The organism is Paraburkholderia sp. UYCP14C, assembly GCF_004197395.1.
Lineage (GTDB): Bacteria > Pseudomonadota > Gammaproteobacteria > Burkholderiales > Burkholderiaceae > Paraburkholderia.
The window spans coordinates 61,557-84,294 of the sequence record NZ_SELS01000036.1 but is presented as its reverse complement, the minus strand read 5'-3'; the positions used below and the strand labels follow the sequence as shown (position 1 = coordinate 84,294).

The following is a 22,738-nucleotide window of genomic DNA, read 5'->3' as shown; positions in this document are numbered from 1 at the left end:
CCGAGATCTTCGGGTTTGATCGTTTCCAACGGCTTTTTCTTCGCCTTCATGATGTTCGGCAGCGTCACGTAGCGCGGCTCATTGAGGCGCAGATCGGTCGTGACCACAGCGGGCAGCGTCAGCGACAGCGTTTCCGCGCCGCCATCGACTTCACGCGACACCGTCGCTTTGCCGTCCGCCACGACAACTTTCGACGCGAACGTCGCCTGCGGCAGATTCGCCAGCGCGGCGAGCATCTGGCCGGTCTGGTTCGAATCGTCGTCGATGGCCTGCTTGCCGAGAATCACCAGTTGCGGCTGTTCCTTGTCGACCAGCGCCTTGAGCAGCTTCGCGACTGCCAGCGGCTGCAGGTCTTCGTTCGATTCGATCAGGATCGCGCGGTCCGCACCGATCGCGAGCGCGGTGCGCAACGTTTCTTGCGATTGCGTCACACCGGCCGACACCGCGATCACTTCGGTGGCGACACCCGCTTCCCGCAGACGCACGGCCTCTTCAACCGCGATCTCGTCGAACGGGTTCATCGACATTTTCACGTTCGCGATGTCGACGCCCGTCCCATCCGACTTCACGCTCACCTTGATATTGGCATCAACGACACGCTTCACCGCCACCAGAAATTTCACGCTCTTTCTCTCCTGTCATTGACTGTCGTTACATCAGAACCGATCGCGCAATCACGGTGCGCTGAATCTCTGACGACCCTTCGTAGATGCGGAGAATTCGCGCGTCACGTACGAGACGCTCGATCCGCATCTCACGCGTGAAGCCGTAGCCGCCATGCATCTGCAACGCGGCATCGGTAACGAATCCGACCATCTCCGATGCGTAGAGCTTCGCGATCGAAGCCGCGTCCGTGAACGGTTCTCCTGCCGCGCGCCGCGCGGCCGCTTGCAGCGTCAGAAGCCATGCAGCTTCGAGTTGCGTTTTCATGTCTGCGAATTTCCATTGCAGCCCTTGCTTTGCCGCGAGCGGCTCGTTGCCGACATGCCGCGTCCTGGCCCATTCGACGGCATCGGCTAGCGCGGCTTCGGCAAGACCGAGGCTGGTCGCCGCCACGTCGAGGCGACTGTTGTCGAGTACTTTCATGGCCGTGCGAAAGCCCGTGCCTTCTTCACCCAGACGGTTGACGGCCGGGACGTAGCAATCGAGCGCGATCTCATGCGCCGGCGCGCCGCGAATACCCATCAGCTTCTCCGGCGCCGATACAGACACGCCGGGTGTATCGCGGTCCACGACGAAAGCGCTGATTCCGCGTGTGCCGAGTTCGGGCGCGGTCTTCGCATAGACCACGATGAATTGGGCCGCCGCCGCGTTGGAAATGAAATGTTTAACGCCGCGCAGACGATAGCCATCGCCCTCGCGAATTGCGACCGTCTTCATTCCTGCCGGGTTCGAGCCGGCTTGCGGCTCGGTCAGCGCGAATGCGCCGAGCTTCGTGCCATTCGCCGCATCGGGCAGATAGCGCGCGCGCAGTGCATCGTCTCCACCGATCAGGACCGAATCGGTCGCGAGATAGTGGGCGCCGATCATCGATGATGTCGACGCGCACGCAGCTGCGATCTCCGCGAGTGCAAGAATGATGGCGGCAGGCGATGCGCCGATACCGCCCCAACGCTCCGGCAGATTCATGCCAAGCACGCCCAGTTCGGCAAGCGCCGGCACATAGCGGGTCGTGGAGATTTCGTCGCGGTCGACTTGTGCAGCGTGCGGCGCGAGTTCCGCTTGCGCATAGCGCCGGATGGCTTCCGCAATCTCGTAGTCCGCGTCGGTCACACCCATACGTTTAAGCATTGTTCGTCTCCTGAATCATGTCTTTGCCCCTACCCAGCACGCCACTCGTGCGCAATTCGGCGATGCGAGCGCCATCCAGACCGAGATATTTTTCGAGCACTGCCTGCGTGTGTTCACCCAGCCCGGGCGCACGCGTGGTTCGCGTGGCGGGCCACGCGGAGAAGTGGACCGGCTGCCTTGGCAGGCGCACCGTCGCGCCGTCTGCGCCCTTCGTTTCGACCAGCAGGCCGCGCTCACGCGCCTGCTCGCATTCCAGCGCTTCGCTGATGTTCTGAATCGGTGCGACCGGAATTCCCGCCGCGCTCAAGCACGCGTTGACTTCCGCGATGCTGCGGGTGCCGGACCAGGACTCGATGCAAACGCGCAACGCGGTTTCGTTATCGCTGCGCGTCGCATCGTCGGTAAAGCGGAGGTCGTCGATCAGTTCACGCTGGCCGATCGTCTGCGCGAAGCGCTCGAACAAACGGTTGTTCAGCACCGCCACCACGAAATAGCCGTCTTTCGCACGATAGGCCCCGAATGGCGCCGACGACGCATGCCGGTTGCCCACGCGCCGCGGAGCGACGCCATTTGTCGCATAACGGGCGACGAGACCCGCAGTGAGGCTGAGTGTCGCGTCGAACATCGATACGTCCACCAGCGTCCCTTTGCCAGTGCGCTCGCGCGCCAGCAAGGCGGCCAGCACACCCCATGACGCAAAAATGCCGCTGACCACATCCGAGATCGAATCGCCCACCAAAGTCGGCGCACCGTCGGGCGAGCCGGTCGCATCCATCAGTCCGCACATGGCCTGCAGAATGATGTCGTACGCCGGACGATGCGACTCGGGACCGGTCTGGCCGAAACCCGACACGCTCGCGTAGACGAGTGCGGGATGTTGCGCGGATAGCTCGGCGTAACCGATGCCAAGACGCTCGGCCACGCCTGGCCGGAAGTTCTCCACGACGACATCGGCCTGCGCGCAGAGTGCCTGGGCGAGCGCACGCCCTTCGTCGCGCTTGAGGTCGATCACGATACTCTGCTTGTTGCGGTTCATCGCATTGAAGAGACCGCTTTCGCCTCCAGAGAACGGACCAATTGCGCGGTAGTCGTCCCCTGTGGGCGGCTCGATCTTGATGACTTCGGCGCCCAGGTCGCCGAGCAATGCGGAGCAAAGCGGCCCCGCCAGCACGCGGGAAAAGTCGATCACACGAATGCCGTCGAGCGGCAGCGCGGGCAGTGTCACAGCGTCTTCCTCCAGAACAGCCAGCCCATTTAGCTGGTGAACCGATTCTGAGCCGTGCAGCCAATAAGATAAAATACTGGAATAAATTAACTGTTATACGAAAATTTAATGGCCTTGTCGCTCAGATTGCTGCGCTACTTCGTCACCGCAGCCGAGATGGGTAGTACGACGACCGCGGCGAAGCATCTGAATGTGTCGCAGCCTTCCATCTCCGTGGCGATTCGCGAACTGGAAACGCTCTTCGACGCGCCACTCTTCACGCGTGGCGCGGGCACGCGCATGACCCTTACACAATTCGGCGAAAGGAAGCTGGCAGAGGCGCGTCACTTGCTCGCGTCTGCATCGGCATTCGCCACCGACGACGTCGGGGAAGCCGATCGTGGCCTTGTGCAACTCGGCGTTTTTCGTACTATCGCGCCCATCTACCTGCCAAGGGTGCTCAAACTCGCGCAGACGCGCTATCCGGGTCTCACCGTGCAGTTTCGTGAAGGCGATCTGGCGCAACTCGAAGAATGGCTGCACAAGCGTCAGATCGACCTCGCGCTTATGTACGACGTCGGTCTGCCCCGTGATATCGATCGCGAATGCCTCGCCGAACTCAAGCCCTACGCGCTCTTACCGGGCGACTCGCCGCTTGCCAGGCGGCGCGCGGTCTCGCTGCACGAGCTTGCCTCGCAGCCTTTTATCCAGATCGACCTGCCGCAAAGCCGGGACTTTCTGATGGCGCCGTTCTGGCAGCACGGCATCTCGCCCGACGTGCGGTACCGGGCCGCATCGATCGAACTCGTGCGAGCGATGGTGGCAAACGGTCTGGGCGTATCGATGCTGATCACGCAAAGTTCGACGGCGGCGCAGACGCCGCTCGTCGTCGAGCGACCGATTCGTGAAGTAAGCGTGATACAGCCGCTTGTGATTGCACGGCCGGGCGACGCGTCGCGCACGCGCGCGTCGGAGTTGCTCACCGAATGCGTGCGTGGCGCGGTGGCTGACGCGATGCGTCAGCGCGTGGGTAAGTGACAGTGGTCTTTTATCCGAAGCTCGAATTTCACTCCGTATATTGACCGGTGCTTTCGTTGGGCCGATTCGCGCAATCCCTCATCCGTGAGGTCATCAACTCAACGGGTGTTGGCGTTCCGGCCTTATCTGGCCGCGCGAGGCCGGAATTCTTGCGATGCAGCATCGATAGACGCAACTTTGCCTTTGTGTGCGGAAATGGCTCGCGCAAACTGATCTATGGTGCGTCGGGCATCAAACGATGCACGGTACGAAACGCTTACGCTTAACGTTTCCGTGCGGTGCGCCGTATCGCAATTGAAATATTCGACTCGCTCCCCGTTCTGGATATGAACGACCGGCCATGTGTCAAAGGAGATCGAAATGTCCCTATATCACGCTCGTGTCACAGGAAAAGATTTCGCTGCATTGGCACATCTCGTGACGAAGTACAAGGTCACGGTCGCGCGCCACACGATCGAAAAGGTTGCCGACGGCTACAGTGTCGACGTGCACATAACCGGTGAGCAGACCGCGGCGCTTACGGCGGCGGGGTATAAGGTCCAGCAGTTGGAGGACGCGGACGCACAAGGCAAGGTGCGGCAGTCGGAGGCGCGCGCACGGACGGCGGTGCCGCACACGGCCGACGCATTGTCGGTGGCGGCGGCCACGGCGTATCTCGATGTCGACCAGGTGGAAGCCGCGCTCGCCGCTGAGAGCGCCGCGCCCAACGACAGCTTCACGCAACTGATCGAGCTGCCTCATCCGACCTGGGAGAAGCGCATCTGTCACGCGCTGAAGATCGCAAAAGGCGGCGGCGCGAAGCGTCCCGGCATCTATTTTCTGGGCGGCGTGCATGCACGCGAATGGGGAAGTCCAGATATCCTGATTCATTTTGTGCAACTGCTTTCGAATGCGTATCGAACCAACACGCCGATCACGATCGGCACCCGCACATTCGACGCGGCGGATATCAAGAACGTTATAGAAACTAAAGACCTTTTTGTGTTTCCACAAGCCAATCCTGATGGACGGCATTACAGCATGACTGCGGAGTCGATGTGGCGCAAGAACCGGCGGCCCGCGCCTGCGGGGCATACGGAGCCGCAGTGTTGCGGCGTGGATATCAACCGCAACTACAATTTCTTGTGGAATTTCCCGCAATACTTCGATCCGGAGTGTCCCATTCAGAATTCCACCGATCCTTGCGACTACCAGGTTTATATTGGACCGTCGGCCGAGTCGGAGCCGGAGACGAAGAACGCTGTGTGGATGTTCGATACGTATCCGCACATCCAGTATTTCGTCGATCTGCACAGCTTTTCGGAAGACATCCTGTACAACTGGGGTGATGACGAGGACCAGAGCAGCCATCCCGACATGAACTTCCAGAACCCCGCGTACGATGGCAAACGCGGTATCGCGAACGACCAGGCGTATCGCGAGTACATCGAAGCGGAGGACAGGAAAATCGCGGTCGGACTTGCCAACGAAATGCGCGACGCGATCAAGGCGTCGCGCGGACGCGTGTACAAGACCGAGCAGTCGATGAGCCTCTATCCGACGGCCGGCACCTCCGACGACTACGCGTACAGCCGCCACATCATCGATGCCAAGAAGGCGAAAGTGTTCTCTTATACGATCGAGTGGGGGAGCAAGCACAATTCGACGCCGTTTCATCCCGTGTATACGGAGATGAAGCAGATCATCGATGAGGTCACTTGCGGGCTGCTGGCGTTTTGTATTGCGGCGAAGTGAGCGTGCCGGTTCAGAGCGCGTCGACCAGCGCGACGCGGTGGCGCGTGCCTTTGAGCCGCTATTGCGCGGCCTCCCGATACGCGCCTTTGTGATACCCAGCAGGTGTCGGGGGTGTTCGTCCTTTTCGTGTATTTTCTGGCGGGCGAGCTACAACTGCTTACGAATCTCACAATAGCCGGGTCCACCGGCTTGATGGCTTTGGCGTTCTTGCAGACACCCACCACGGAGCCCGCAATGAACACAAACTTGTCTTCTGATTCGTCCCAGCGCAGCCGCATTCATCCGTTGGTCGCCGGAGCCGCCGTTGCTGTGATTCTCGCGAGTGGCACCGGCATTGCCGCCATGACCGGTCTGCTTCCGACATCCCGGGCGGTAACGCCGCCGGCGGCGCAAACTGCCTCGGTCGCTGTACAGCCAGCCAGCACAACGCTCGACGCCGCCCAGCCGCATGCGGTGCAACAAGGCACGCGGACTAACACGCTGAGCGAACCCGATATTCATCACCACCATCGCAGCGTGTCATCGCCAGCGCCCAGATACTCGCACGACGACACTTACCGTGATGCGCCCCAATCGTCACCTCGGTCCATTGCCGCAGACCCCAATGCAGGTGAGGTGGTCGCCGTCAACGCGGTCCAGACGCCTGAGCCGACCACCGGGCTCGGCGCAGTAGGCGGCGCGGTCGCAGGCGGGCTGCTGGGCAATCAGGTGGGGCAAGGGCGCGGCCGTGTTCTGGCAACGATAGCGGGTGCAGTCGGCGGCGGCGTTGCCGGCAATAGCATCGAACATGCAGTACGCAAAGATACCGCCTACCAGGTACAAGTCAGAATGCAGGACGGCAGTTATCGAAACTTCAACTACAACGCGCAGCCTTCCGTTCAGGTTGGTGAACGTGTACATGTCTATGGCGATTCGTTGAATCCTTCGTAAGCACGCAGCAAAGCGGAGGGCACACCACCCTATGAGCGGGTACCGAACTGGCACTTCACGTAATCGACTCGTTCAATAGCAGCAACAACCGATACCCGCGAAGAGGGTGGGAGAAGAGCATGAAGCGCACCTTCATTTTGTGGATAGCAGGTGTTTCCGTGGCGTGGAGGATGCGTCGAATTTCTCCACAGTCACGATTTAAGAACGCTGCCTGACGCGTAATCTGCATGATCCGCCAGCCTGGCATCGATAAGAGCGCGAGCCTTGCGGTCGACGCACGTGAGAGCAACGCTCTCCGATTCGTATGTGATGGGATCGGCGAAGTCTTCGGTGACGTCTTGATCTCGCGTCCTTCTACGCAGCAGCCAGGTGACGCGATAGGTCGGCGCGATTCCATTGGGCGAACGGGCCGCCCGCGGCTCCATGTGCGCTTCGATAACGAATCCGCGATAACGCCCGACAATTTGAGGTTTCATGGATTGACTTCTCCGCTTTTGGAGCGACAGCCTCTACAGCACCGGAAGCGCTCGCCTCTCAATGCACGATGCCGAAGAACAGGAATGCACCCTCGGCTGGCGTCAGGCCCGCCTTGAAGTAGCCTTCGAGCCGGTCAGCAGTCGCTTCATCAAGTGTGAAGGGCGGATGGATGTAGCCCACGGCGGATACATAGTCGTACCAGTCGCTGAGCCACGCGTGCAGTTCGATCAGGTCCTGCGACAGTGAAACCGAAGCATCGTCGTGCATATGCATTTCCCTTGCTTGCGGCCGATCAGGCTGCCCTGCGGCTTATTCCCATTTCCGGGCGGAGGTGGCCCGGTGGAAACACGTGCCACGTGCGGTCGGCATGGCGAAACAGGAAGAGTGAAGAGGTCCCGGTCGGCCGATCGATCTGAATGCGCACACAGCATGTTCCACCCACACGGGAGCGGTCCAGCAGACGCACGCGCGCCCCGCGGTCGCGCATCGGGCCAACGAGTTTTTCGACCTGAGAACGCAGCGATCTGTTGCCCGCCATGGTTTTCCCCTCGATCTACGATGATTCGATGCTATTGCGATCGGAGCGTGCATCCAATCGGCGGTGGCGGAATGTCATCTCAGGAAGTGCTGATTTGAGCGGTCAGGACTTCCTGAATCAGAATCGGCATGCCCAACGTCAGTTAAAGGTCATTGCCCGTCGGCGCGGGGCTCTTCCGTATGAGTGGCAGTAAGGATTTCCTGACACGCGAATCAGGATGTCTCACCCTGGTTTTCCAGCTTGCGCTGAGTGCGACACACGTGCCGCTCGACGATGATGACCTATCGAAATGCGATGTCGAATTGATGGATCATGATGGGCTATCTGTCGGAGCGGGAGAACGTCGTCGAGCAGGTCGACTCGATATGCATGCGGCTGTTCGACACCTGGTGCGAGGCGCGCTGCATAAGATCGCTTGCATATTTGATGCACTGCTGGCCGCTGATCGACAGCACGCCCAACGCGCTCAGGCGTCTGGGCGAAACATTGCGAGAATTGCGGCGCAATCACGCGGACCAGATCGACGAGGGGGACTTTCGCGCGCTGTGCGAAGTGGCCGACCTGATCGACGAGCTGACCGAGCCGCGCACGGTCCGCCTGCTGGCGGTGGTGGGCGCGGTGGCGGAATAGCGAACAGCAACGCAGGTAAAAGCGTAGAAAAGCGGGCGGGCAGCGTGCGTCGACCGTGAGGCAGCGGCAGGGCGGTTTCGTCGGATGTTTCAGAACCGGGGGGGGGCGCGGTAGACCGGGCTCTGGCATCGAGTGCAGAATAGGAGACCGACGACGGCGGCACTCGCGGGGATATATGGCGCTCGACGATTTCGACGCATGCTGGAGCGGCGTGCCGTGCAAGACCGGCGTCGCACCGCATAGAGTTCCGGGATTTCAAGCCACTATGGCTGTCGACACAATGACCGGACTGCATCAGCCCGCGCCCGCCGGTCAGTGGAAAGCCATCCTGCAACTCGTTGAGCGGTATTTCGAGGGGAACGCCGCATCGTGAGCCATCTCGCCGCATCGGTCGCGTGTACCGGCACCATTCTGATCGTCGACGATACGCCGGGGAATCTTGGCGTGGTGCTCGACAGTCTCGAAGCGCGCGGCATCCGCGTGCTGGTGGCTCTCGACGGTATCGAAGCATTGGAGCGCGCGGCCTTCTCGCAGCCCGATGTGATCCTGCTCGACGTGAAGATGCCAGGCATCGACGGCTTCGAAACCTGTCGGCGCCTCAAGCTCGATGAGCGCACCCGCGATATTCCCGTCTTGTTCATGACATCGCTGACGGGCAACGAGGACCGCGTCGAAGGTTTTCTGGCGGGCGGTGTCGATTATGTGGTCAAGCCGTTGCTCGTCGACGAGATGGTCGCGCGCGTTGGCGTGCACCTCGAACTGCGTGTGATGCACAAGCAGGTGCTCGCACAGAACCGGCAACTGCTCGAAGAAGTCGCGGTGCGCAAGCAAACGGAGGCTGCGCTATCGCAAGCGCGCGACGATCTCGAGCGGCGTGTTGCGTGGCGCACCGAAGAACTGGCGCGCGCCAACGCGAATCTGCAGGCGCAGATCGACGAGCGGCTGCGCGCGGACGCGCGCCTGCAGGCAAGCGAGGCTCGCTTTCGTGCAATTGTCGAAACGAGCCCGGTGCCGCTGTGCATCACGTCGATGCCGGATGGGCACATCCTGTACACGAACCAGCCGCTGCGCGAACTCTTCGGCATGGACGAACGCTTGTTCGCCAATATCGCCGATTTCTACGCCGAGCCGGACGAGCGCGAACGTCTGGTCGAGCATCTGCGGACGCAGGGCAGCTTGCGCAACAGGGAGGTGCAGTTCCGGCGCCCGGACGGTACACGGTTCTGGGCGATGGCGACGGCGCGCGTCGCGACTTACGACGATTCTCCCGCGATCTATGTCGGCCTGAACGACATCACGGGGCGCAAGCAGATGGAACAGGAACTCGTCGAATCGCGCGAGCAGCAGCGCGAACTGTCCGCTTACATGGAGGCGATCCGCGAGGAGGAGAGAAAGCGCATTGCGATGGAAATTCACGACGAACTGGGGCAATTGCTGACTGCGCTCAAGATGGACGTGTCTCTGCTCAAAATGCGCATCACGCACGACACGGAGGCGACAAAAAAAGCCGACGAGATGCGCCAACTGGTCGAAGGCACGATCTCAATGGTACGCAATGTCGCGAGCCACCTGCGGCCCGCCGCGCTTAACTTCGGAATTGTGTCCGCGCTCGAATGGCTTGTCGACGAGTTCAACCGCCGCCACGCCATTGCGTGTGAACTGCGCATCGAAGGCGGCGAACCCGCGTTGTCCGACGCCCATGCGACGGCCCTGTTCCGCATCGCGCAGGCTTCGCTGACAAACGTCGCGCGTCATGCAGACGCCACACGTGTCGAGGTGACGCTTATTTCGACGCCGGCGAAGCTCTTGCTGCAGGTGTGTGATGACGGCCGCGGCTTCGACCAGCAGGTGGTGAGGCGCGACTATTCCTACGGTCTGCTTGGCATGAACGAGCGCGCACGGCTGATTGGCGGATCGCTTTCAATCGACAGCTCACCGGGGCAGGGCACGGTGGTTTCGATTCATATTCCGCTCGATGGCAGACCTCGAACATGATCAGGATACTCATTGCGGACGATCATGCGATCGTCCGTGGCGGACTCAGGCAGATCGTCGCTACCACGGGTGATATCGTAGTTGCTGCCGAAGCGGCACAAGGAGCGGAAGTGATCGACCAGCTGCGCGCGTGCGCAGTCGATCTTCTATTGCTCGACATGACGATGCCCGGCATCAGCGGGGTCGCGCTGATCCGTAGAGTACGGGCGGAACATCCTTCGTTGCCGGTGCTCGTGCTGAGCATTCACGACGAGGCTCAGGTCGCCTCGCGTGCGCTGCGCGCCGGAGCAACGGGATATCTGACCAAGGACAGTGACCCGGAGGTGCTGCTCGCGGCGATCCGCAAGCTCGCGGACGGCGGCCGTTTCATCGATCCGAAGCTCGTCGATGCAATGGTGTTCGAAACACAGCGCGGCGACGTGCCGCCGCATGAAGTATTGTCGGACCGCGAATTCCAGGTGCTGCAGATGCTCGCGGCAGGCAGGAGCATCAATGACATCGCCGACGCATTTGCGCTCAGCGCGAAAACGATCAGTACACACAAGATGCGGCTGATGCAGAAACTCGGGCTTTCCAACAACGCCGAGGTGATCCGGTATGCGATCCGGCACGGAATGATCGCCGAGTAGAGGGATGTTCGTGCCGGCGATTGCCGGGATGGCGTAAGTGCGCGAGCGGTGGCCAGCGCGGTGGCAGGCATGTTTTGAACGGAGGACGAAGTGGTTCAGGTTCTGCGGTGCAAATCACCGGCTTAGCCTCCTTTCCAGATATTGCTCGACAAACCTGAGGATCGACTTGGACCGATAAGCCTTCGCCAACCGACAGAGGTGGTCCGCGAAAGGTCGATAGCGCTCGTCAAGCTCGGTCAGATGTTCGGCGTGTTGCACGATGGCACGCATATCGCCCAGTCGCGCGAGGTAGTGTAGCGCTTCGATCTCCTCCGGCGGCGGCGCCATCAAGGGGCCAGCAAGACGAGCGGCAGCGGATACCGCCGTTTGGCCCGCTTCAGTCACATGTTCCTCGGTAGCTTCGTCGAGCCACTCGACATCGAGTAGAGCGGAAACATGGGACAGTAGCCGGCCGAAGTCGATCGGTTTGGCAAGAAATGCATTTGCGCCGGCCGCGAGACTCTGCGCAGCATCGGTTCCCGAGGCGCGTGCGGAGACCGCGACGATGGGCAGATCCTGGAACTCAGGCATCCGGCGCAGACAACGCGTGGCCTCGAGTCCGTCCATGCCGGGCATCACGACATCCATCAGGACGAGCGCTGGATGTAGGGATCCGATTTTCTCCAGAGCTTCAGATCCACTACCGGCCTCCGCCATGTCGAATCCGAGCGGAGCCAGCATGTCGACCATCACGGCACGGTTCTCCGCCACGTCATCCACGACCAGGATAGTCTTGCGCGGCCCCTCGTAGCCGCTCACGATCCGTTCGGGTGCGGCGACAGCCGCGGGAGGCGCCACCACCTCGACGTCCAGCTCAATCGAGAAGGTGCTGCCGACATCCCGGCGACTCTCGACATGGATCTCGCCGCCCATCAGACGCACGAGTTGCCGGCTGATGGCGAGCCCGAGCCCCGTGCCGCCAAAGCGGTGACGGTCGTCGCTGACCTGCTCGAAAGGCCTGAAGATCGCCTCCAGCCGCGCTTCATCTATGCCGATGCCCGTATCCCGGACTTCGAAACACAGTCGCGCGGGCGGCACGAAAGCGACGCTCAGACGCACGCTCCCCTGCTCGGTGAATCTGATCGCATTGGAAAGCAGGTTGAGCAGCGACTGGCGCAACCGCATTTCGTCCACGCGCACAGCCGCAGGTAGATTGGACGGCATCTCGCAAGCGAAGACCAGGCCTTTTTCCGTTGCCTTTACCCGTATCGTCTCGGCGATAAACTGGACGAACTGTTCGAGCCGAACGCCAGAAAGGTTGAGTTCCATTTTTCCGGCTTCGATCTTGGCCATATCCAGGATGTCGTCGATGATCGTAAGCAGGTGCTCGCCACTGCGCTGGATTACCGTGAGTCCGTCCAGTTCGCGTTGATCGAGGATCGCGTCACGCTTGAGAATCTGTGCGTATCCAAGGATTCCGTTCAGCGGCGTGCGCAGTTCGTGGCTCATGTGTGCGAGAAAGTCGCTCTTTGCCTGGTTGGCCGCATCGGCATGTTCCTTGGCGACGGCCAGTTCCGCTGTCCGCTCGCGAATCATGTCCTCGAGGTGCTCGCGATAGCGCTGCAATTCCGCTTCGGCACGCTTGTGCTCCGTAATGTCACGTGAGATGCCGAGCAGGAACTGCGGTACGCCGCGCACATCGACGATCGGAATCTTCATCGTATGTACGACGCGCGGTCCATGACGTGTATGTACCGGCTCCTCCGGGATGTCGATCATCTGTCGCGACTCCAGCACGGCCCGATCCTTCAGCACGAAGGATTCGGCCTCCTCTGGGGGAAACAGGTCGTGGACTGCGCGGCCGAGGAGTTCCTCGCGCCGATAACCGAGAAGTTGCTCCGCCGCCTTGTTGAAACGCACGAAATGCAACGTCGCGGCCTCCTTGACGAAGACCATGTCCGGGATGTTTTCGATGATGCTGTCGAGAAAGTTCTCGCTTTCCCGGACGGCAGCCTCGGCGTGCTGACGTTCGGCGATTTCTGCCGCCTGTCCCGCAAGCGCCGTACTGAGTTCCGCTGTACGCTGGGCGACGCGTGCCTCGAGTCCAGCATTGAGCTCCTTGAGTGCGTCCTCGGCCTGGCGGCGCTGGCGCCGGTCTTCGATGAACTGCTCGACCGCACGCGCCATATCGGCAATCTCGTCGCCGCCATGCACGGGCACGGCGGCTCGCGTGGTCCCGGCATCGCCGTGCCGCAGAAAGTGGCTGACGCGGCGCAGGCGCGCCACGACATGGCGGCCCAGGAATCCGTGAGCGATCAGCCAGGTGAGCAGCAGGCTTACCGCGACTCCGCCTGCGACCCAGTTACGTGTGCGATCCGCGCGAGCGGCCAGATCCTGGACCGCTTCGCGGTAGTCGCGCGTCAAATCGTCCGATTGCCGGTGCGCCGCGACGGCGAGCGCGTCGGCCGCGCCGCGCAGGTCCTCGTCGAGGCTCGCCAGCGACAGGCCAGGCGGTTTCCCGGACGCCGCCGCACCCCGGGGGCCGAGCGCGGTCTCGCGCACTTGTGCCTCGATGTTGACGATGTTGCGAAAGCGTTGGCTCGATCGATAAAGCGTCAGCGGGTCGACACCAGGGTCGTCACTTGCGATCGCGGTGGCCAGGCGGTCAACCACGCGATCGAAGGATGCCAACTGTTCGAGCACATGCCGGTGCGTCTCGCGCACGGCCTCGACCGTATCGTCGCGAGGCAACTGCAACGCGAGGCGTTCGATCGTCAGCGTGTGCTGCACCAGATCCTGGGCGTCACCGAGGCGCGCGAGCCGTGCTTCGGCCAGTTGACGGATCGCGTGGGTCGAAGCGGCCAACGAGTAGATCGACGTGGCACCGACCACGACCACCAGCGCGGCCAGGCACGAAGCAACGAGCGCAAACTGGGCGGTGAGCGATTGTGGGAAAGGCAGTTTCACTGTCGTTGCCAGATTCGACGATAAATGTCGCGATAGCCGTTGTCAGGATCGTAGAGCAGGCGATCGCCGCCGTCCGCGGCGATGTTCTCCGCCGTGACGAGATGAACCGGGCTGACGTAGCCCGTGACGCCCTCTCCAGCGAAAAGCCGGTTCAGTTCGTCAACCAGCTGCCAGCCGTGCAGGTTCAGGGGCTCGGCCACGGTGCCTGTCTGGAACGTTCCCGTGCGGATGCGCAGGAAGGCCGACTCGCTGCCGTCGCCTGCGGACAGCATGATCATTGCATCGTTTGGCATTCCCGCCTGGGTCAACACGGGGGCGGCGTAGTCAAAGTAGATGTCGTTGATCGCCAACGTACAGGTCCAGCGCGCGCCGTACCGGGCGAGCAGGGCGCGTGTCGTCCCCGGCACCCGCTCCTCGCTGCGCGAGATCGCCACGTCGCGCACTTCAAGCAGGGTACAGCCACTGCACGCGCGAACGACTGCAGCCATTGCGTCCGCCTTGTCCTGTGCGATCCGGAAACCGGTATCGGTGAAGATCACGACCCCCGCATGTCCGGCGGACTGCACAATGGCCGCTAGCGCGGTTACCCGCGCGACCTCGAGCGGATCCGTCGACACGTTGATCGCGACGGGCGTGCCTGGTACAGGTCCGGCCCGCGCCGCCACGTGCCAGCCGACGATCGGGATGTTGCTCTCGGCAAACGGCCGCAGTGCGGGGAGCAGAGCGTGTGCATCGCCCCCGGCGAGGATCAGACCGTCGGGGTGGCTCGCCAGCGCATTCGCGAGCATCTTCAGACGCAGGTCATCTGCACCGCCGGAATCGAAGATCTTCACGCGCCAGCCTATCACCTTGGCCGCTTCCAGCACACCATCGACCACACCGACGATGCCGCCGTTGCGCAAGTCCTCGGCGACAACGGCGATGTGTTTGCCGGATTGCGCGCGCGGCCCGTTGCGCGGCCCGTTCCAGGGTGCGGCGGGTCGCGAAGCGGCATCGACCACCCGCTTTGCCAAGGCCAGGAAGTCGGTCGCGGGGACCGTGGCTTCGGGCCCACGGGCAGGCAATCTTTGCTGCGCCGCGGCGTGCGACAGCACACACGTGCATGCCAATGCCAGAAGGAAGCCCCTCATGCTGTTCCCCATGGGGTCCGTCGCGGTCGATGGGTGTCTCCCAATGCTGCTCGCGGAGGATCTCTCGAGCAGGATATTACAACGCGTTTCCAGTGGACCACTCGACGGTCCATCAATGGGCCATCAAGGACATACATCACCCATCAGCCCCTGATCCAGCTTCGCCAGCGAAAATGCCTGAAGAATGTTGTCGAGCTGGGTTTCTCCGCCTGCATCGGCGGGCAGTACAGAGCAGAATTTTCGCACCTTATACCCGCTTTCCCTGTCAAAACATCAGGCCGCCCGAACCGCCGTTCGAGGCGGCGGCCACGTCCGCGCCTACCGGCACGGGTTGTGCGCGTGATTTCCTGCACGCATTCGACATCTGAAGAACAGGGAGGCGGTCATGACCACGACTGCCAGTTTTCACATCGGGCATACGCGATATCTCGGTCCCGAAGGCGAGCCCGTGCAGCCATTGCCGTCCTTTGCGCGGGAACCTGAGGCGCTGATTTCCCTCTATCGCGCGATGGTGCTGACTCGCGCATTCGATACCAAAGCAGTTGCGCTGCAGCGCACCGGCAAGCTCGGCACGTTTGCATCGTCGGTGGGGCAGGAGGCGATCGGCGTGGGCGTCGCGAGCGCGATGCAGGCCGGCGACGTGCTGTTCCCTTCGTACCGCGATCATGCGGCGCAATTGCTGCGCGGCGTCACGATGACGGAAAGCCTGCTGTATTGGGGCGGCGACGAACGCGGCAGCGACTTCAGCGTGCCGCGACTCGACTTTCCGAATTGCGTGCCGATCGGTACGCAGGTCTGCCATGCCGCCGGTGCGGCCTACGCGTTCAAGCTTCGCGGCGAGCCGCGCGTCGCCGTGACGATTTGCGGCGATGGCAGCACGTCGAAGGGCGACTTCTACGAAGCGATGAACATGGCGGGCGTCTGGCAGGCGCCGCTGGTGCTCGTCGTCAACAACAACCAGTGGGCGATCTCGGTGCCGCGCAGCACGCAGAGCGCGGCGCAGACGCTTGCGCAGAAGGCAATCGCGGCGGGCATCGACGGTTTGCAGGTCGACGGCAACGATGTCATCGCCGTGCATCAGGTGATGCATGCGGCGCTCGCGAAAGCGCGGCGAGGCGACGGCCCGACGCTGATCGAAGCGCTCAGCTATCGACTCGGCGATCACACCACGGCCGACGATGCAACGCGCTATCGCGACTCCGATGAGATTCAGAAGCAATGGGACTACGAGCCGCTGCTGCGTTTGCGCAAGTATCTGATGCGGATGAACGTCTGGGATAAGGCGCAGGACGAGCAACTCGGCCGCGCGTGTCACGCGCAGGTCGAAGCAGCCGTCGAGGCTTATCTCGCCGTGCCGCCGCCCGATACGTCCGCGATGTTCGACCACTTGTACGAGACCCTGCCGCATGCCATGCGCGAACAACTGGAGAGCGCGAGGCGATTCGCGCCGATAGCGGGCAATGGCGGGAATGGTCGCAACGGGGGCAACGGCCATGGCTGATCTGAACATGATCGACGCGCTCAACCTGGCGCTCGCGTACGAACTCGAACACGATCCCGCCGTCGTGCTGCTCGGCGAGGACATCGGCGTGAATGGCGGCGTGTTTCGCGCGACGGTCGGCCTGCAGGCACGCTTCGGCGCGCAACGCGTGCTCGATACGCCGCTCGCCGAGACGGCGATCGCGGGCACGGCAATCGGCATGGCGGCGATGGGACTGAAGCCCGTCGCCGAGATCCAGTTCAGCGGGTTTCTGTATCCGACGATCGATCACGTGCTCAATCATGCGTCGCGTCTGCGGCATCGGACGCGCGGGCGCCTCACCTGTCCGCTCGTGATCCGCGCGCCGTGCGGCGCAGGCATCCATGCACCCGAGCATCACTCCGAAAACCCCGAAGCCCTGTTCGCGCACATACCCGGCTTGCGCGTTGTCACGCCTTCGTCGCCGGCGCGCGCGTACGGGTTGTTGCTGGCCGCGATTCGCGATCCCGACCCGGTGATCTTCTTCGAGCCGACGCGCCTCTATCGGCTGTTCCGGCAGACTGTGGAAGACGACGGCGAAGCGCTGCCGCTCGACACCTGCTTCACGCTGCGCGCCGGCTCGGATGTGACGCTGGTGTGCTGGGGCGGGGCCGTGCAGGACGCGCAGGGGGCCGCCGATCTGCTCGCGCAGGAGGGCGTGATGGCCGAAGTGATCGATGTCGCGACGCTCAAGCCGATCGACATGAACACGATCCTGGCGTCGGTGGCGAAGACGGGACGCTGCGTGATCGTGCACGAGGGGTCGCGCACGGGCGGCATCGGCGCGGAGATCGCCGCCAACATCGCCGAGCGCGGACTGTATTCGCTGCTCGCGCCTGTGCAGCGCGTGACCGGCTACGACGTCGTGGTGCCCCTGTACCGGCTCGAGAATCAATACATGCCAGGTATCTCGCGCATCGTGGCCGCGGTGAGGCAAGCTCTGGAGGCGTCATAAGACCATGAAAATCTTCAAACTGCCCGACCTGGGCGAAGGCTTGCAGGAAGCGGAGATCGTCGAATGGCATGTGAACGATGGCGATGAAGTGCGGGCGGATCAACCGTTGCTGTCGGTCGAAACGGCGAAGGCGATCGTCGATATTCCGTCGCCCCAATCCGGCCGCATCACGAAGCTGTTCGGACGCGCGGGCGATATCGTGCATCTGGGCGCGCCGCTGGTCGCGTTCGAAGGCGAGGGCGATGATGCAGACGCGGGCACCGTCGTCGGCCATATGGAAGTTGGCCAGCATGTCGTGCAGGAAGCACCTGCGTCGCTGGGCACGGGCGGCGGCGTCGGCGCGGGCGCCAGTGTGATCAAGGCGATTCCGGCGGCGCGGGCGCTTGCGCGCAAACTGGATGTCGATCTCTCGATGGTGACGCCTTCCGGCCCGGAAGGTGTCATCACGCCAGCTGACGTGCAGCGAGTCGCGAAGATACTCGGCGAAGTCGGTCCGCCCGAAGTGCTGCGCGGCGTGCGGCGTGCGATGGCGCACAACATGGCGCGCGCGCAAAGCGAAGTGGCCGCCGCGACCGTGATCGACGATGCCGACATTCACGCATGGCCGCCGGACACCGACGTGACGATCCGTCTGATCCGCGCGCTGGTCGCGGGCTGCCGCGTCGAGCCGGCATTGAACGCATGGTTCGACGGCCATACGGGGCGACGCCACGTACTGGAGAAGATTGATCTCGGCATTGCCGTCGATCTACCCGATGGGCTTTTCGTGCCGGTGCTGCGCGACGTCGCGCATCGCGATGCGGCGGATCTGCGCGGAGGTCTCGACCGGATGCGCGCCGACATCCGCGCGCGCAAGATTCCGCCGGAGGAAATGCGCGGCAGCACGATTACGCTGTCGAACTTCGGGATGATTTCGGGAAAGTACGCAGCGCCCATCGTCGTGCCGCCGACCGTCGCGATCCTCGGCGCGGGGCGCATCCATGAACAGGTGGTCGCGGTAGGCGGTGCGCCTGCCGTGCACCGGATCTTGCCGCTCAGTCTGACGTTCGATCACCGTGTAGTGACAGGGGGCGAGGCAGCGCGCTTCCTCGCAGCCACGATTGCGGATTTGCAGAACGCGTGAGCGCGGTTAGTTCTATCAATGCATGGTTGCCGGCAGCGAGACGCGCGCAACAACCGCCAGAGTTTTCGCAATGTCGTCGCGATCCGGATATGCCGGCGCTCGTCGACATTTACCTGGCAACGGACTTTACACGTTGTTACCGTCGCGCAGCGGACGTTTGGGCGAGCTTTCCTTATACTGCCGCGCAACCCGCCTTCCTCTTTATGCTCGCCGTGCCCGGCGCGGCGGCAACGCAAACCATACCTTGATGCCCATGCTCTCTACCAAGTCCGCTTTGACCGCTGCGCTTGTCGTTGCAGCAAGTTTTTCGTTGTCGGCATGCGTTGCCCCCGGCTACGCGCCGTACGGCTCGCAGCAAGGCTATCAGGGCCAGTATGCAGCGCCCGCGTATAGCCAGCCCGTCTACGCGCAACCGGGCACCGTGCAGCAACCCGCCTACGCGCCGCAGCCTGCGCCGCAACAGTCGTATGACACGCAAAACGGCGGCCAGTACGGGTCGCAGTACAACCCGCAATACGGCAACCAATATGGCACGCAGTACGGCACGATCTCAAGCGTCCGGCCCTTGAGTAGCGCCACGGGTACTTCGGGTATCGCGGGAACCGTCGTCGGCGCGCTGGTTGGCGGCGTTCTCGGTAATCAGATCGGGGGCGGGCACGGTCGCGACGCAGCGACCGTCATCGGCGCGCTCGGTGGAGCCTATGCGGGCAACCAGATCGGCCAGCAGATGGGTCAGCCCGCCGGCTACCAGATCGACGTGCAGCTGAGCGACGGCTCAACGCGCGCGTTCGACGTGCCGACGCCCGGCGACCTGCGCCCGGGCGAGCGCGTGCAGGTCAACGGCAGCCAGCTTTCCCGCTACTGATTGCGGGGACTGTCGCCTGGCGACATGAGCCGTGGAGGAGCCAGGCGAGCGACCACGCCAAAGCCGGCGCTCTATGCGCCGAATTCGTTGAAGATCGCGTGCGTGCGGGTCGATACAGCACTGCGAGTGACGTTGTTCGCGCGGGCCTGCGTTTGCTGGAGGAACAGGAGGCGAAACTCGACGTCCTGCGCGTTGAACTGGAGAAGGGTGAGCGTTCCGGACAATCAAGACCGTTCGACTTTGACGCGTTTCTTGCACGGAAACGGAAGTCCGCGACGTGAAGGCCTTAGTATTCTCGCCCGCGGCAGAGGATGGTCTCGACAATATCTGGGGCTACTCGGTAGAAGACTGGGGACAGCGGCAGGCGGAACGATATATCCGGATGATCCAGGACACGGTTATCGGGCTAACTGACAGTACGCAGCCGAGTCAGTCTGCGCAACATGTACGATCGGGTTACCGTAAAGTGCTTGTCGGAACGCATGTGCTTTTTTTCAAGGAAGACGAGCACCTGATAGACGTAATCCGCATCCTCCACCTACGAATGGACCCGTCGTATTAGCTGAACGAGCACTGATCTCGTATTGGCCACCCAAGGGGGAGATCCGGCGGTTCCAGAGGCGTAGAACGGATTAGATGTGTATCAACTTCGCAAATAAATTTGACACTTCGCGTCGCTGCGTCGAAGTTGCAACGAACCGTCAGTCCGCGTAACCACGTCTGCGGCTTTGCCCGCTCAAAATCGTGTGAAGCTCCGCGGAGTGCCCTTGACGCCAATCGCCTGTAACTCCGGTTTGCGGCGGCTCATGATGCCGCCATCCGAAGATGGGAAAGAGGTGAGCGGCGACAGCTGTTGCGTATGAAGTGCCCGCGCGCTGACGCGACCGATAAGGCGCAGGCCGAACAGGGCAGCCCGAACGATCACCGGGTCACTGGTCAGGAACCCGCGCCCGATATCGAGCATCCGCTGCGGATCCTTCACAAATTGCATGATCGCCGATGGCAACGATGCCGGCACAAGGCCCCGGTTTGCAATAAGGTAGGGAAGGATGCGTTGCCAGTTGTCCGTCTACGCACGCGCCGCAACGAGCTCAGCCGATACGACAAAGCGGACCCCAGCAGTGCCAGCGGCACGGGGCGTGACCTGTCTGCATCGGATCCCAAAAAACGATTCGCTCAGTACAACCAGCCCACCGCGATCGACGTAGTGCACGTTAATCAGCACATAGCCCGGACGCTCGCAGAAGGTGACCACGTTCGGATTCGCGTCGAGCAGTAACCATTGTTCGAGCGACGCTCGCCGGTAAAACATGACGCGGCGCTTGAGCCTATGAATCAGGGCCTTCTGCGGTCGAACTGAGTCATAAAATCAGTCGGTCGAACCTGCTACGAGGAGAGCATCATGCGCACGGATCAGACGTTCACGACGGGTAGTGAGGAACTGGTGCTGGCAGTATCACTCGAGCTGGCCGCAGCAAGCTGGAAGGTCGCGCTGCACGACGGCGGGCACGAGAAGCCCGCCGTGCACACGGTCGCGCAGCCGCAGGCCGCCGCCCGCCTGCAGGCGGTGCTGGACCTGATCGAGGCGCACAAGGAGAAGTGGTCGCTGCCGGCGGGCGTGCGGACCGTCGTGAGCTACGAAGCCGGCCAGGACGCGTTCTGGATCTGTCGCGCGCTGCAGGCGCGCGGCATCGAGTGCTACGTCGTCGATCCGGCGAGCATTCCGGTCGAACGCCACCAGCGGCGCGCGAAGACCGACCGGCTCGATGTCATCAAACTGGTCACCAACCTGCGTGCGTGGCTGCGCGGCGAGCGCGACCGCATGCATGTGGTGCACGTGCCGTCGCCGCAGGACGAGGCGTCGCGCCAGCTGATGCGCGATCGCGGCGAACTGCAGAAGGAAGTCCAGCAGCATCGCGACCGGATGCGCAAACTGCTGGTCACGCTCGGCTGCTGGGATGAGGTCGGTCACCATGCCTTCGCCAGCCGGCTCGCCCGCGATGAAGGTCGGTCACCATGCCTTCGCCAGCCGGCTCGCCCGCGATGAGGTGCGGTGTCATGACGGCACGCCGCTGCCGCCCGAGCTGCGTGAGCGCCTGCTGCGCGAGTGCGAACGGCTGGCGCTGGCGCAGCAGCAGCTCGCCGCCCTCGAGAAGACGCGACAGGCGAACGTGCCGGCGCCCGCGCGCAAGCGAAGCGATGACCTGGCGCGCCTGAAGGGAATTGGCGAAGTGGGCGCGTCACGCCTCGCGCTCGAGTTGTTCTGGCGGGAGTTCAGCAACCGGCGCCAGGTGGGCGCGTGCGTCGGGCTGGTGCCGCAGCCCTGGGACAGCGGCGAGAGCCAGACTGACCAGGGCATCAGCCGGCAGGGTAACCGGCGGGTGCGTGCCCTGCTGGTCGAGATGGCGTGGTGCTGGCTGCGCCACCAGCCCGGCAGCGCACTGACGCAGTGGTTCAACCAGCGCACGCAGGGCACCGGCCCGAACCGCCGCGCGCGGCGCATCGCAATCGTGGCGGTGGCGCGACGCCTGGCGATCGCGCTGTGGCGCTACCTGAAGGACGGCGTCATCCCTGCGGGAGCACAGTTGAAGTCCGCTTAAGCTCCCCTCGCGCCCTGGATCAGGGGAAATCCGTTGGACGAGTCATGGGAGGTGCATCGGCCCTGAAGCGAACATGCCCGTGCCCCAGGCGGGTTGCTCATGCAACCGATTTTTTGAGATGGGGCATGTTCCCGCTGATGATGATGTCGGCGCAACGCGCATACCGGATGAGGCTGGCCCACGTACCAGCGGATAGAAGTCTGTGTGACGTCAAGTCTCACGCGCCGGATTTGGCTTCAGACCAGACGGACGTCGAATGGATCGCAGCAATGGTTGACGACTGATCAAACTCCGCCGGAACACGCGGGGCCGAAATACGCCTGTAGGGCTGGCGAACGCAATAACCTGCGCTCGCCAGCCTCGGCCAGCCTATTGCGCCGTAGCGGGGGGTCAAGGGTCGCTGCGCTCAGGGCTTCGCCCTGGCCCTTGACCCCCCGCTACGGCGCTTCTTTACGGAGCCGCCCGATGGGACCTGGCCAATGTGATTCGTGAGTCAGTTCGCGTGAAAGGCCTTGACAACTTCCTGCTCATAGAAGCCTGGGGCTGAATCCTTCGAGTCAGCGTGCGCCGCGGGGACGGCCACGCGCGATCGGCGTGGCTACGTCAAGGGGCTTAAGAGATGGGTGTGTCCACC

Annotated in this window: 24 protein-coding genes; 15 read left to right on the top strand and 9 right to left on the bottom strand. The window is 62.7% G+C overall.

Going from position 1 to position 22,738, the window contains the following annotated elements; translation table 11 throughout:
- The 3 genes from EVC45_RS27920 to EVC45_RS27910 all read right to left on the bottom strand — a co-directional run.
- A partial coding sequence (locus EVC45_RS27920; protein WP_129961423.1) for an electron transfer flavoprotein subunit beta/FixA family protein occupies positions 1-623 on the bottom strand: 623 nt, incomplete at its 3' end.
- Between the two features lie 28 nt (positions 624-651).
- Entirely contained in the window at positions 652-1,791 is a 1,140-nt protein-coding gene (locus EVC45_RS27915; protein WP_129961422.1) for an acyl-CoA dehydrogenase family protein, read from the bottom strand.
- Positions 1,784-3,016 carry a CaiB/BaiF CoA-transferase family protein gene (locus tag EVC45_RS27910; RefSeq protein ID WP_129961421.1) on the bottom strand — a complete coding sequence of 411 codons (1,233 nt, stop codon included), beginning with the start codon at positions 3,014-3,016 and terminating at the stop codon, positions 1,784-1,786. The genes EVC45_RS27915 and EVC45_RS27910 overlap by 8 nt, the downstream gene beginning before the upstream one ends.
- 108 nt (positions 3,017-3,124) lie before the next feature.
- On the opposite strand from EVC45_RS27910, the gene EVC45_RS27905 reads away from it, so the two are divergent.
- The 3 genes from EVC45_RS27905 (at position 3,125) to EVC45_RS27895 (ending at position 6,697) form a co-directional block, all read left to right on the top strand.
- On the top strand, positions 3,125-4,033 hold the full coding sequence (locus tag EVC45_RS27905) for a LysR family transcriptional regulator (RefSeq protein WP_129961420.1): 909 nt from the start codon (positions 3,125-3,127) through the stop codon (positions 4,031-4,033).
- Between the two features lie 360 nt (positions 4,034-4,393).
- Positions 4,394-5,767 carry a M14 family metallopeptidase gene (locus tag EVC45_RS27900; protein ID WP_129961419.1) on the top strand — a complete coding sequence of 458 codons (1,374 nt, stop codon included), beginning with the start codon at positions 4,394-4,396 and terminating at the stop codon, positions 5,765-5,767.
- A 234-nt stretch (positions 5,768-6,001) separates the two neighbouring features.
- Positions 6,002-6,697, top strand: a complete 696-nt coding sequence (locus EVC45_RS27895) for a glycine zipper 2TM domain-containing protein (protein WP_129961418.1) — start codon at positions 6,002-6,004, stop codon at positions 6,695-6,697.
- A gap of 191 nt (positions 6,698-6,888) precedes the next feature.
- Here the strand turns inward: EVC45_RS27895 and EVC45_RS27890 are convergent, their stop codons facing one another.
- From EVC45_RS27890 to EVC45_RS46955, 3 genes are read right to left on the bottom strand one after another with little or no spacing between them, the layout of a single operon-like run.
- Entirely contained in the window at positions 6,889-7,173 is a 285-nt protein-coding gene (locus EVC45_RS27890; protein WP_248295282.1) for a hypothetical protein, read from the bottom strand.
- A gap of 58 nt (positions 7,174-7,231) precedes the next feature.
- On the bottom strand, positions 7,232-7,441 hold the full coding sequence (locus EVC45_RS27885) for a hypothetical protein (protein WP_129961417.1): 210 nt from the start codon (positions 7,439-7,441) through the stop codon (positions 7,232-7,234).
- 25 nt (positions 7,442-7,466) lie between these two features.
- A complete protein-coding gene (locus tag EVC45_RS46955) occupies positions 7,467-7,712 on the bottom strand; it encodes a hypothetical protein (protein ID WP_129961416.1) in 246 nt (81 codons plus the stop codon).
- 312 nt (positions 7,713-8,024) lie between these two features.
- On the opposite strand from EVC45_RS46955, the gene EVC45_RS27875 reads away from it, so the two are divergent.
- The 4 genes from EVC45_RS27875 (at position 8,025) to EVC45_RS27860 (ending at position 10,966) form a co-directional block, all read left to right on the top strand.
- Positions 8,025-8,342: a hypothetical protein gene (locus tag EVC45_RS27875; RefSeq protein ID WP_129961415.1), complete on the top strand. Its 318-nt coding sequence runs from the start codon at positions 8,025-8,027 to the stop codon at positions 8,340-8,342.
- Between the two features lie 175 nt (positions 8,343-8,517).
- Entirely contained in the window at positions 8,518-8,715 is a 198-nt protein-coding gene (locus EVC45_RS27870) for a hypothetical protein (RefSeq protein WP_129961414.1), read from the top strand.
- Positions 8,712-10,337 carry a response regulator gene (locus EVC45_RS27865; RefSeq protein ID WP_129961413.1) on the top strand — a complete coding sequence of 542 codons (1,626 nt, stop codon included), beginning with the start codon at positions 8,712-8,714 and terminating at the stop codon, positions 10,335-10,337. The genes EVC45_RS27870 and EVC45_RS27865 overlap by 4 nt, the downstream gene beginning before the upstream one ends.
- The gene (locus tag EVC45_RS27860) at positions 10,334-10,966 is read left to right on the top strand and encodes a response regulator transcription factor (RefSeq protein ID WP_129961412.1); all 633 of its coding nucleotides are present in this window, start codon (positions 10,334-10,336) and stop codon (positions 10,964-10,966) included. Before EVC45_RS27865 ends, EVC45_RS27860 begins: the two co-directional genes overlap by 4 nt.
- 114 nt (positions 10,967-11,080) lie before the next feature.
- On the opposite strand, the gene EVC45_RS27855 is transcribed toward EVC45_RS27860, so the two are convergent.
- Both EVC45_RS27855 and EVC45_RS27850 read right to left on the bottom strand, forming a co-directional pair.
- Positions 11,081-13,912 (bottom strand): ATP-binding protein, encoded by a 2,832-nt coding sequence (locus EVC45_RS27855; protein WP_129961411.1) that lies wholly within the window; start codon positions 13,910-13,912, stop codon positions 11,081-11,083.
- Entirely contained in the window at positions 13,909-15,042 is a 1,134-nt protein-coding gene (locus tag EVC45_RS27850) for a substrate-binding domain-containing protein (RefSeq protein WP_129961410.1), read from the bottom strand. The genes EVC45_RS27855 and EVC45_RS27850 overlap by 4 nt, the downstream gene beginning before the upstream one ends.
- A gap of 385 nt (positions 15,043-15,427) precedes the next feature.
- On the opposite strand from EVC45_RS27850, the gene pdhA reads away from it, so the two are divergent.
- The 6 genes from pdhA (at position 15,428) to EVC45_RS27820 (ending at position 20,066) form a co-directional block, all read left to right on the top strand.
- Positions 15,428-16,543, top strand: coding sequence for a pyruvate dehydrogenase (acetyl-transferring) E1 component subunit alpha (pdhA, locus tag EVC45_RS27845; protein ID WP_129961409.1), 1,116 nt, complete (start codon positions 15,428-15,430; stop codon positions 16,541-16,543).
- Complete coding sequence (locus EVC45_RS27840) at positions 16,536-17,516, top strand: alpha-ketoacid dehydrogenase subunit beta (RefSeq protein ID WP_129961408.1); 981 nt, start codon at positions 16,536-16,538, stop codon at positions 17,514-17,516. Before pdhA ends, EVC45_RS27840 begins: the two co-directional genes overlap by 8 nt.
- 4 nt (positions 17,517-17,520) lie before the next feature.
- On the top strand, positions 17,521-18,639 hold the full coding sequence (locus tag EVC45_RS27835) for a dihydrolipoamide acetyltransferase family protein (RefSeq protein ID WP_129961407.1): 1,119 nt from the start codon (positions 17,521-17,523) through the stop codon (positions 18,637-18,639).
- Between the two features lie 244 nt (positions 18,640-18,883).
- A complete protein-coding gene (locus tag EVC45_RS27830) occupies positions 18,884-19,504 on the top strand; it encodes a glycine zipper 2TM domain-containing protein (RefSeq protein ID WP_129961406.1) in 621 nt (206 codons plus the stop codon).
- Between the two features lie 98 nt (positions 19,505-19,602).
- Entirely contained in the window at positions 19,603-19,785 is a 183-nt protein-coding gene (locus EVC45_RS27825; RefSeq protein ID WP_129961405.1) for a type II toxin-antitoxin system ParD family antitoxin, read from the top strand.
- On the top strand, positions 19,782-20,066 hold the full coding sequence (locus EVC45_RS27820; protein ID WP_129961404.1) for a type II toxin-antitoxin system RelE/ParE family toxin: 285 nt from the start codon (positions 19,782-19,784) through the stop codon (positions 20,064-20,066). Before EVC45_RS27825 ends, EVC45_RS27820 begins: the two co-directional genes overlap by 4 nt.
- Positions 20,067-20,240: 174 nt before the next feature.
- Here the strand turns inward: EVC45_RS27820 and EVC45_RS46235 are convergent, their stop codons facing one another.
- A complete protein-coding gene (locus EVC45_RS46235) occupies positions 20,241-20,495 on the bottom strand; it encodes a hypothetical protein (RefSeq protein ID WP_211193488.1) in 255 nt (84 codons plus the stop codon).
- Positions 20,496-20,906: 411 nt separating this feature from the next.
- Between EVC45_RS46235 and EVC45_RS47985 the strand changes: the two genes are divergently transcribed.
- Positions 20,907-21,551, top strand: coding sequence for a transposase (locus EVC45_RS47985; protein ID WP_373683075.1), 645 nt, complete (start codon positions 20,907-20,909; stop codon positions 21,549-21,551).
- Positions 21,505-22,104: a transposase gene (locus EVC45_RS47980; protein ID WP_373683074.1), complete on the top strand. Its 600-nt coding sequence runs from the start codon at positions 21,505-21,507 to the stop codon at positions 22,102-22,104. Before EVC45_RS47985 ends, EVC45_RS47980 begins: the two co-directional genes overlap by 47 nt.
- Positions 22,105-22,738: the final 634 nt, after the last annotated feature.

What these genes read in the sequence shown, in the direction of transcription:
- EVC45_RS27915 (WP_129961422.1), bottom strand. Translation starts at nt 1,791, where the DNA reads ATGCTTAAACGTATGGGTGTGACCGACGCGGACTACGAGATTGCGGAA.
- EVC45_RS27905 (WP_129961420.1), top strand. Translation starts at nt 3,125, where the DNA reads ATGGCCTTGTCGCTCAGATTGCTGCGCTACTTCGTCACCGCAGCCGAG.
- EVC45_RS27900 (WP_129961419.1), top strand. Translation starts at nt 4,394, where the DNA reads ATGTCCCTATATCACGCTCGTGTCACAGGAAAAGATTTCGCTGCATTG.
- EVC45_RS27895 (WP_129961418.1), top strand. Translation starts at nt 6,002, where the DNA reads ATGAACACAAACTTGTCTTCTGATTCGTCCCAGCGCAGCCGCATTCAT.
- EVC45_RS27890 (WP_248295282.1), bottom strand. Translation starts at nt 7,173, where the DNA reads ATGAAACCTCAAATTGTCGGGCGTTATCGCGGATTCGTTATCGAAGCG.
- EVC45_RS27885 (WP_129961417.1), bottom strand. Translation starts at nt 7,441, where the DNA reads ATGCACGACGATGCTTCGGTTTCACTGTCGCAGGACCTGATCGAACTG.
- EVC45_RS46955 (WP_129961416.1), bottom strand. Translation starts at nt 7,712, where the DNA reads ATGGCGGGCAACAGATCGCTGCGTTCTCAGGTCGAAAAACTCGTTGGC.
- EVC45_RS27875 (WP_129961415.1), top strand. Translation starts at nt 8,025, where the DNA reads ATGATGGGCTATCTGTCGGAGCGGGAGAACGTCGTCGAGCAGGTCGAC.
- EVC45_RS27870 (WP_129961414.1), top strand. Translation starts at nt 8,518, where the DNA reads ATGGCGCTCGACGATTTCGACGCATGCTGGAGCGGCGTGCCGTGCAAG.
- EVC45_RS27860 (WP_129961412.1), top strand. Translation starts at nt 10,334, where the DNA reads ATGATCAGGATACTCATTGCGGACGATCATGCGATCGTCCGTGGCGGA.
- EVC45_RS27850 (WP_129961410.1), bottom strand. Translation starts at nt 15,042, where the DNA reads ATGAGGGGCTTCCTTCTGGCATTGGCATGCACGTGTGTGCTGTCGCAC.
- pdhA (WP_129961409.1), top strand. Translation starts at nt 15,428, where the DNA reads ATGACCACGACTGCCAGTTTTCACATCGGGCATACGCGATATCTCGGT.
- EVC45_RS27840 (WP_129961408.1), top strand. Translation starts at nt 16,536, where the DNA reads ATGGCTGATCTGAACATGATCGACGCGCTCAACCTGGCGCTCGCGTAC.
- EVC45_RS27835 (WP_129961407.1), top strand. Translation starts at nt 17,521, where the DNA reads ATGAAAATCTTCAAACTGCCCGACCTGGGCGAAGGCTTGCAGGAAGCG.
- EVC45_RS46235 (WP_211193488.1), bottom strand. Translation starts at nt 20,495, where the DNA reads ATGCAATTTGTGAAGGATCCGCAGCGGATGCTCGATATCGGGCGCGGG.
- EVC45_RS47985 (WP_373683075.1), top strand. Translation starts at nt 20,907, where the DNA reads ATGCGCACGGATCAGACGTTCACGACGGGTAGTGAGGAACTGGTGCTG.
- EVC45_RS47980 (WP_373683074.1), top strand. Translation starts at nt 21,505, where the DNA reads ATGAAGGTCGGTCACCATGCCTTCGCCAGCCGGCTCGCCCGCGATGAG.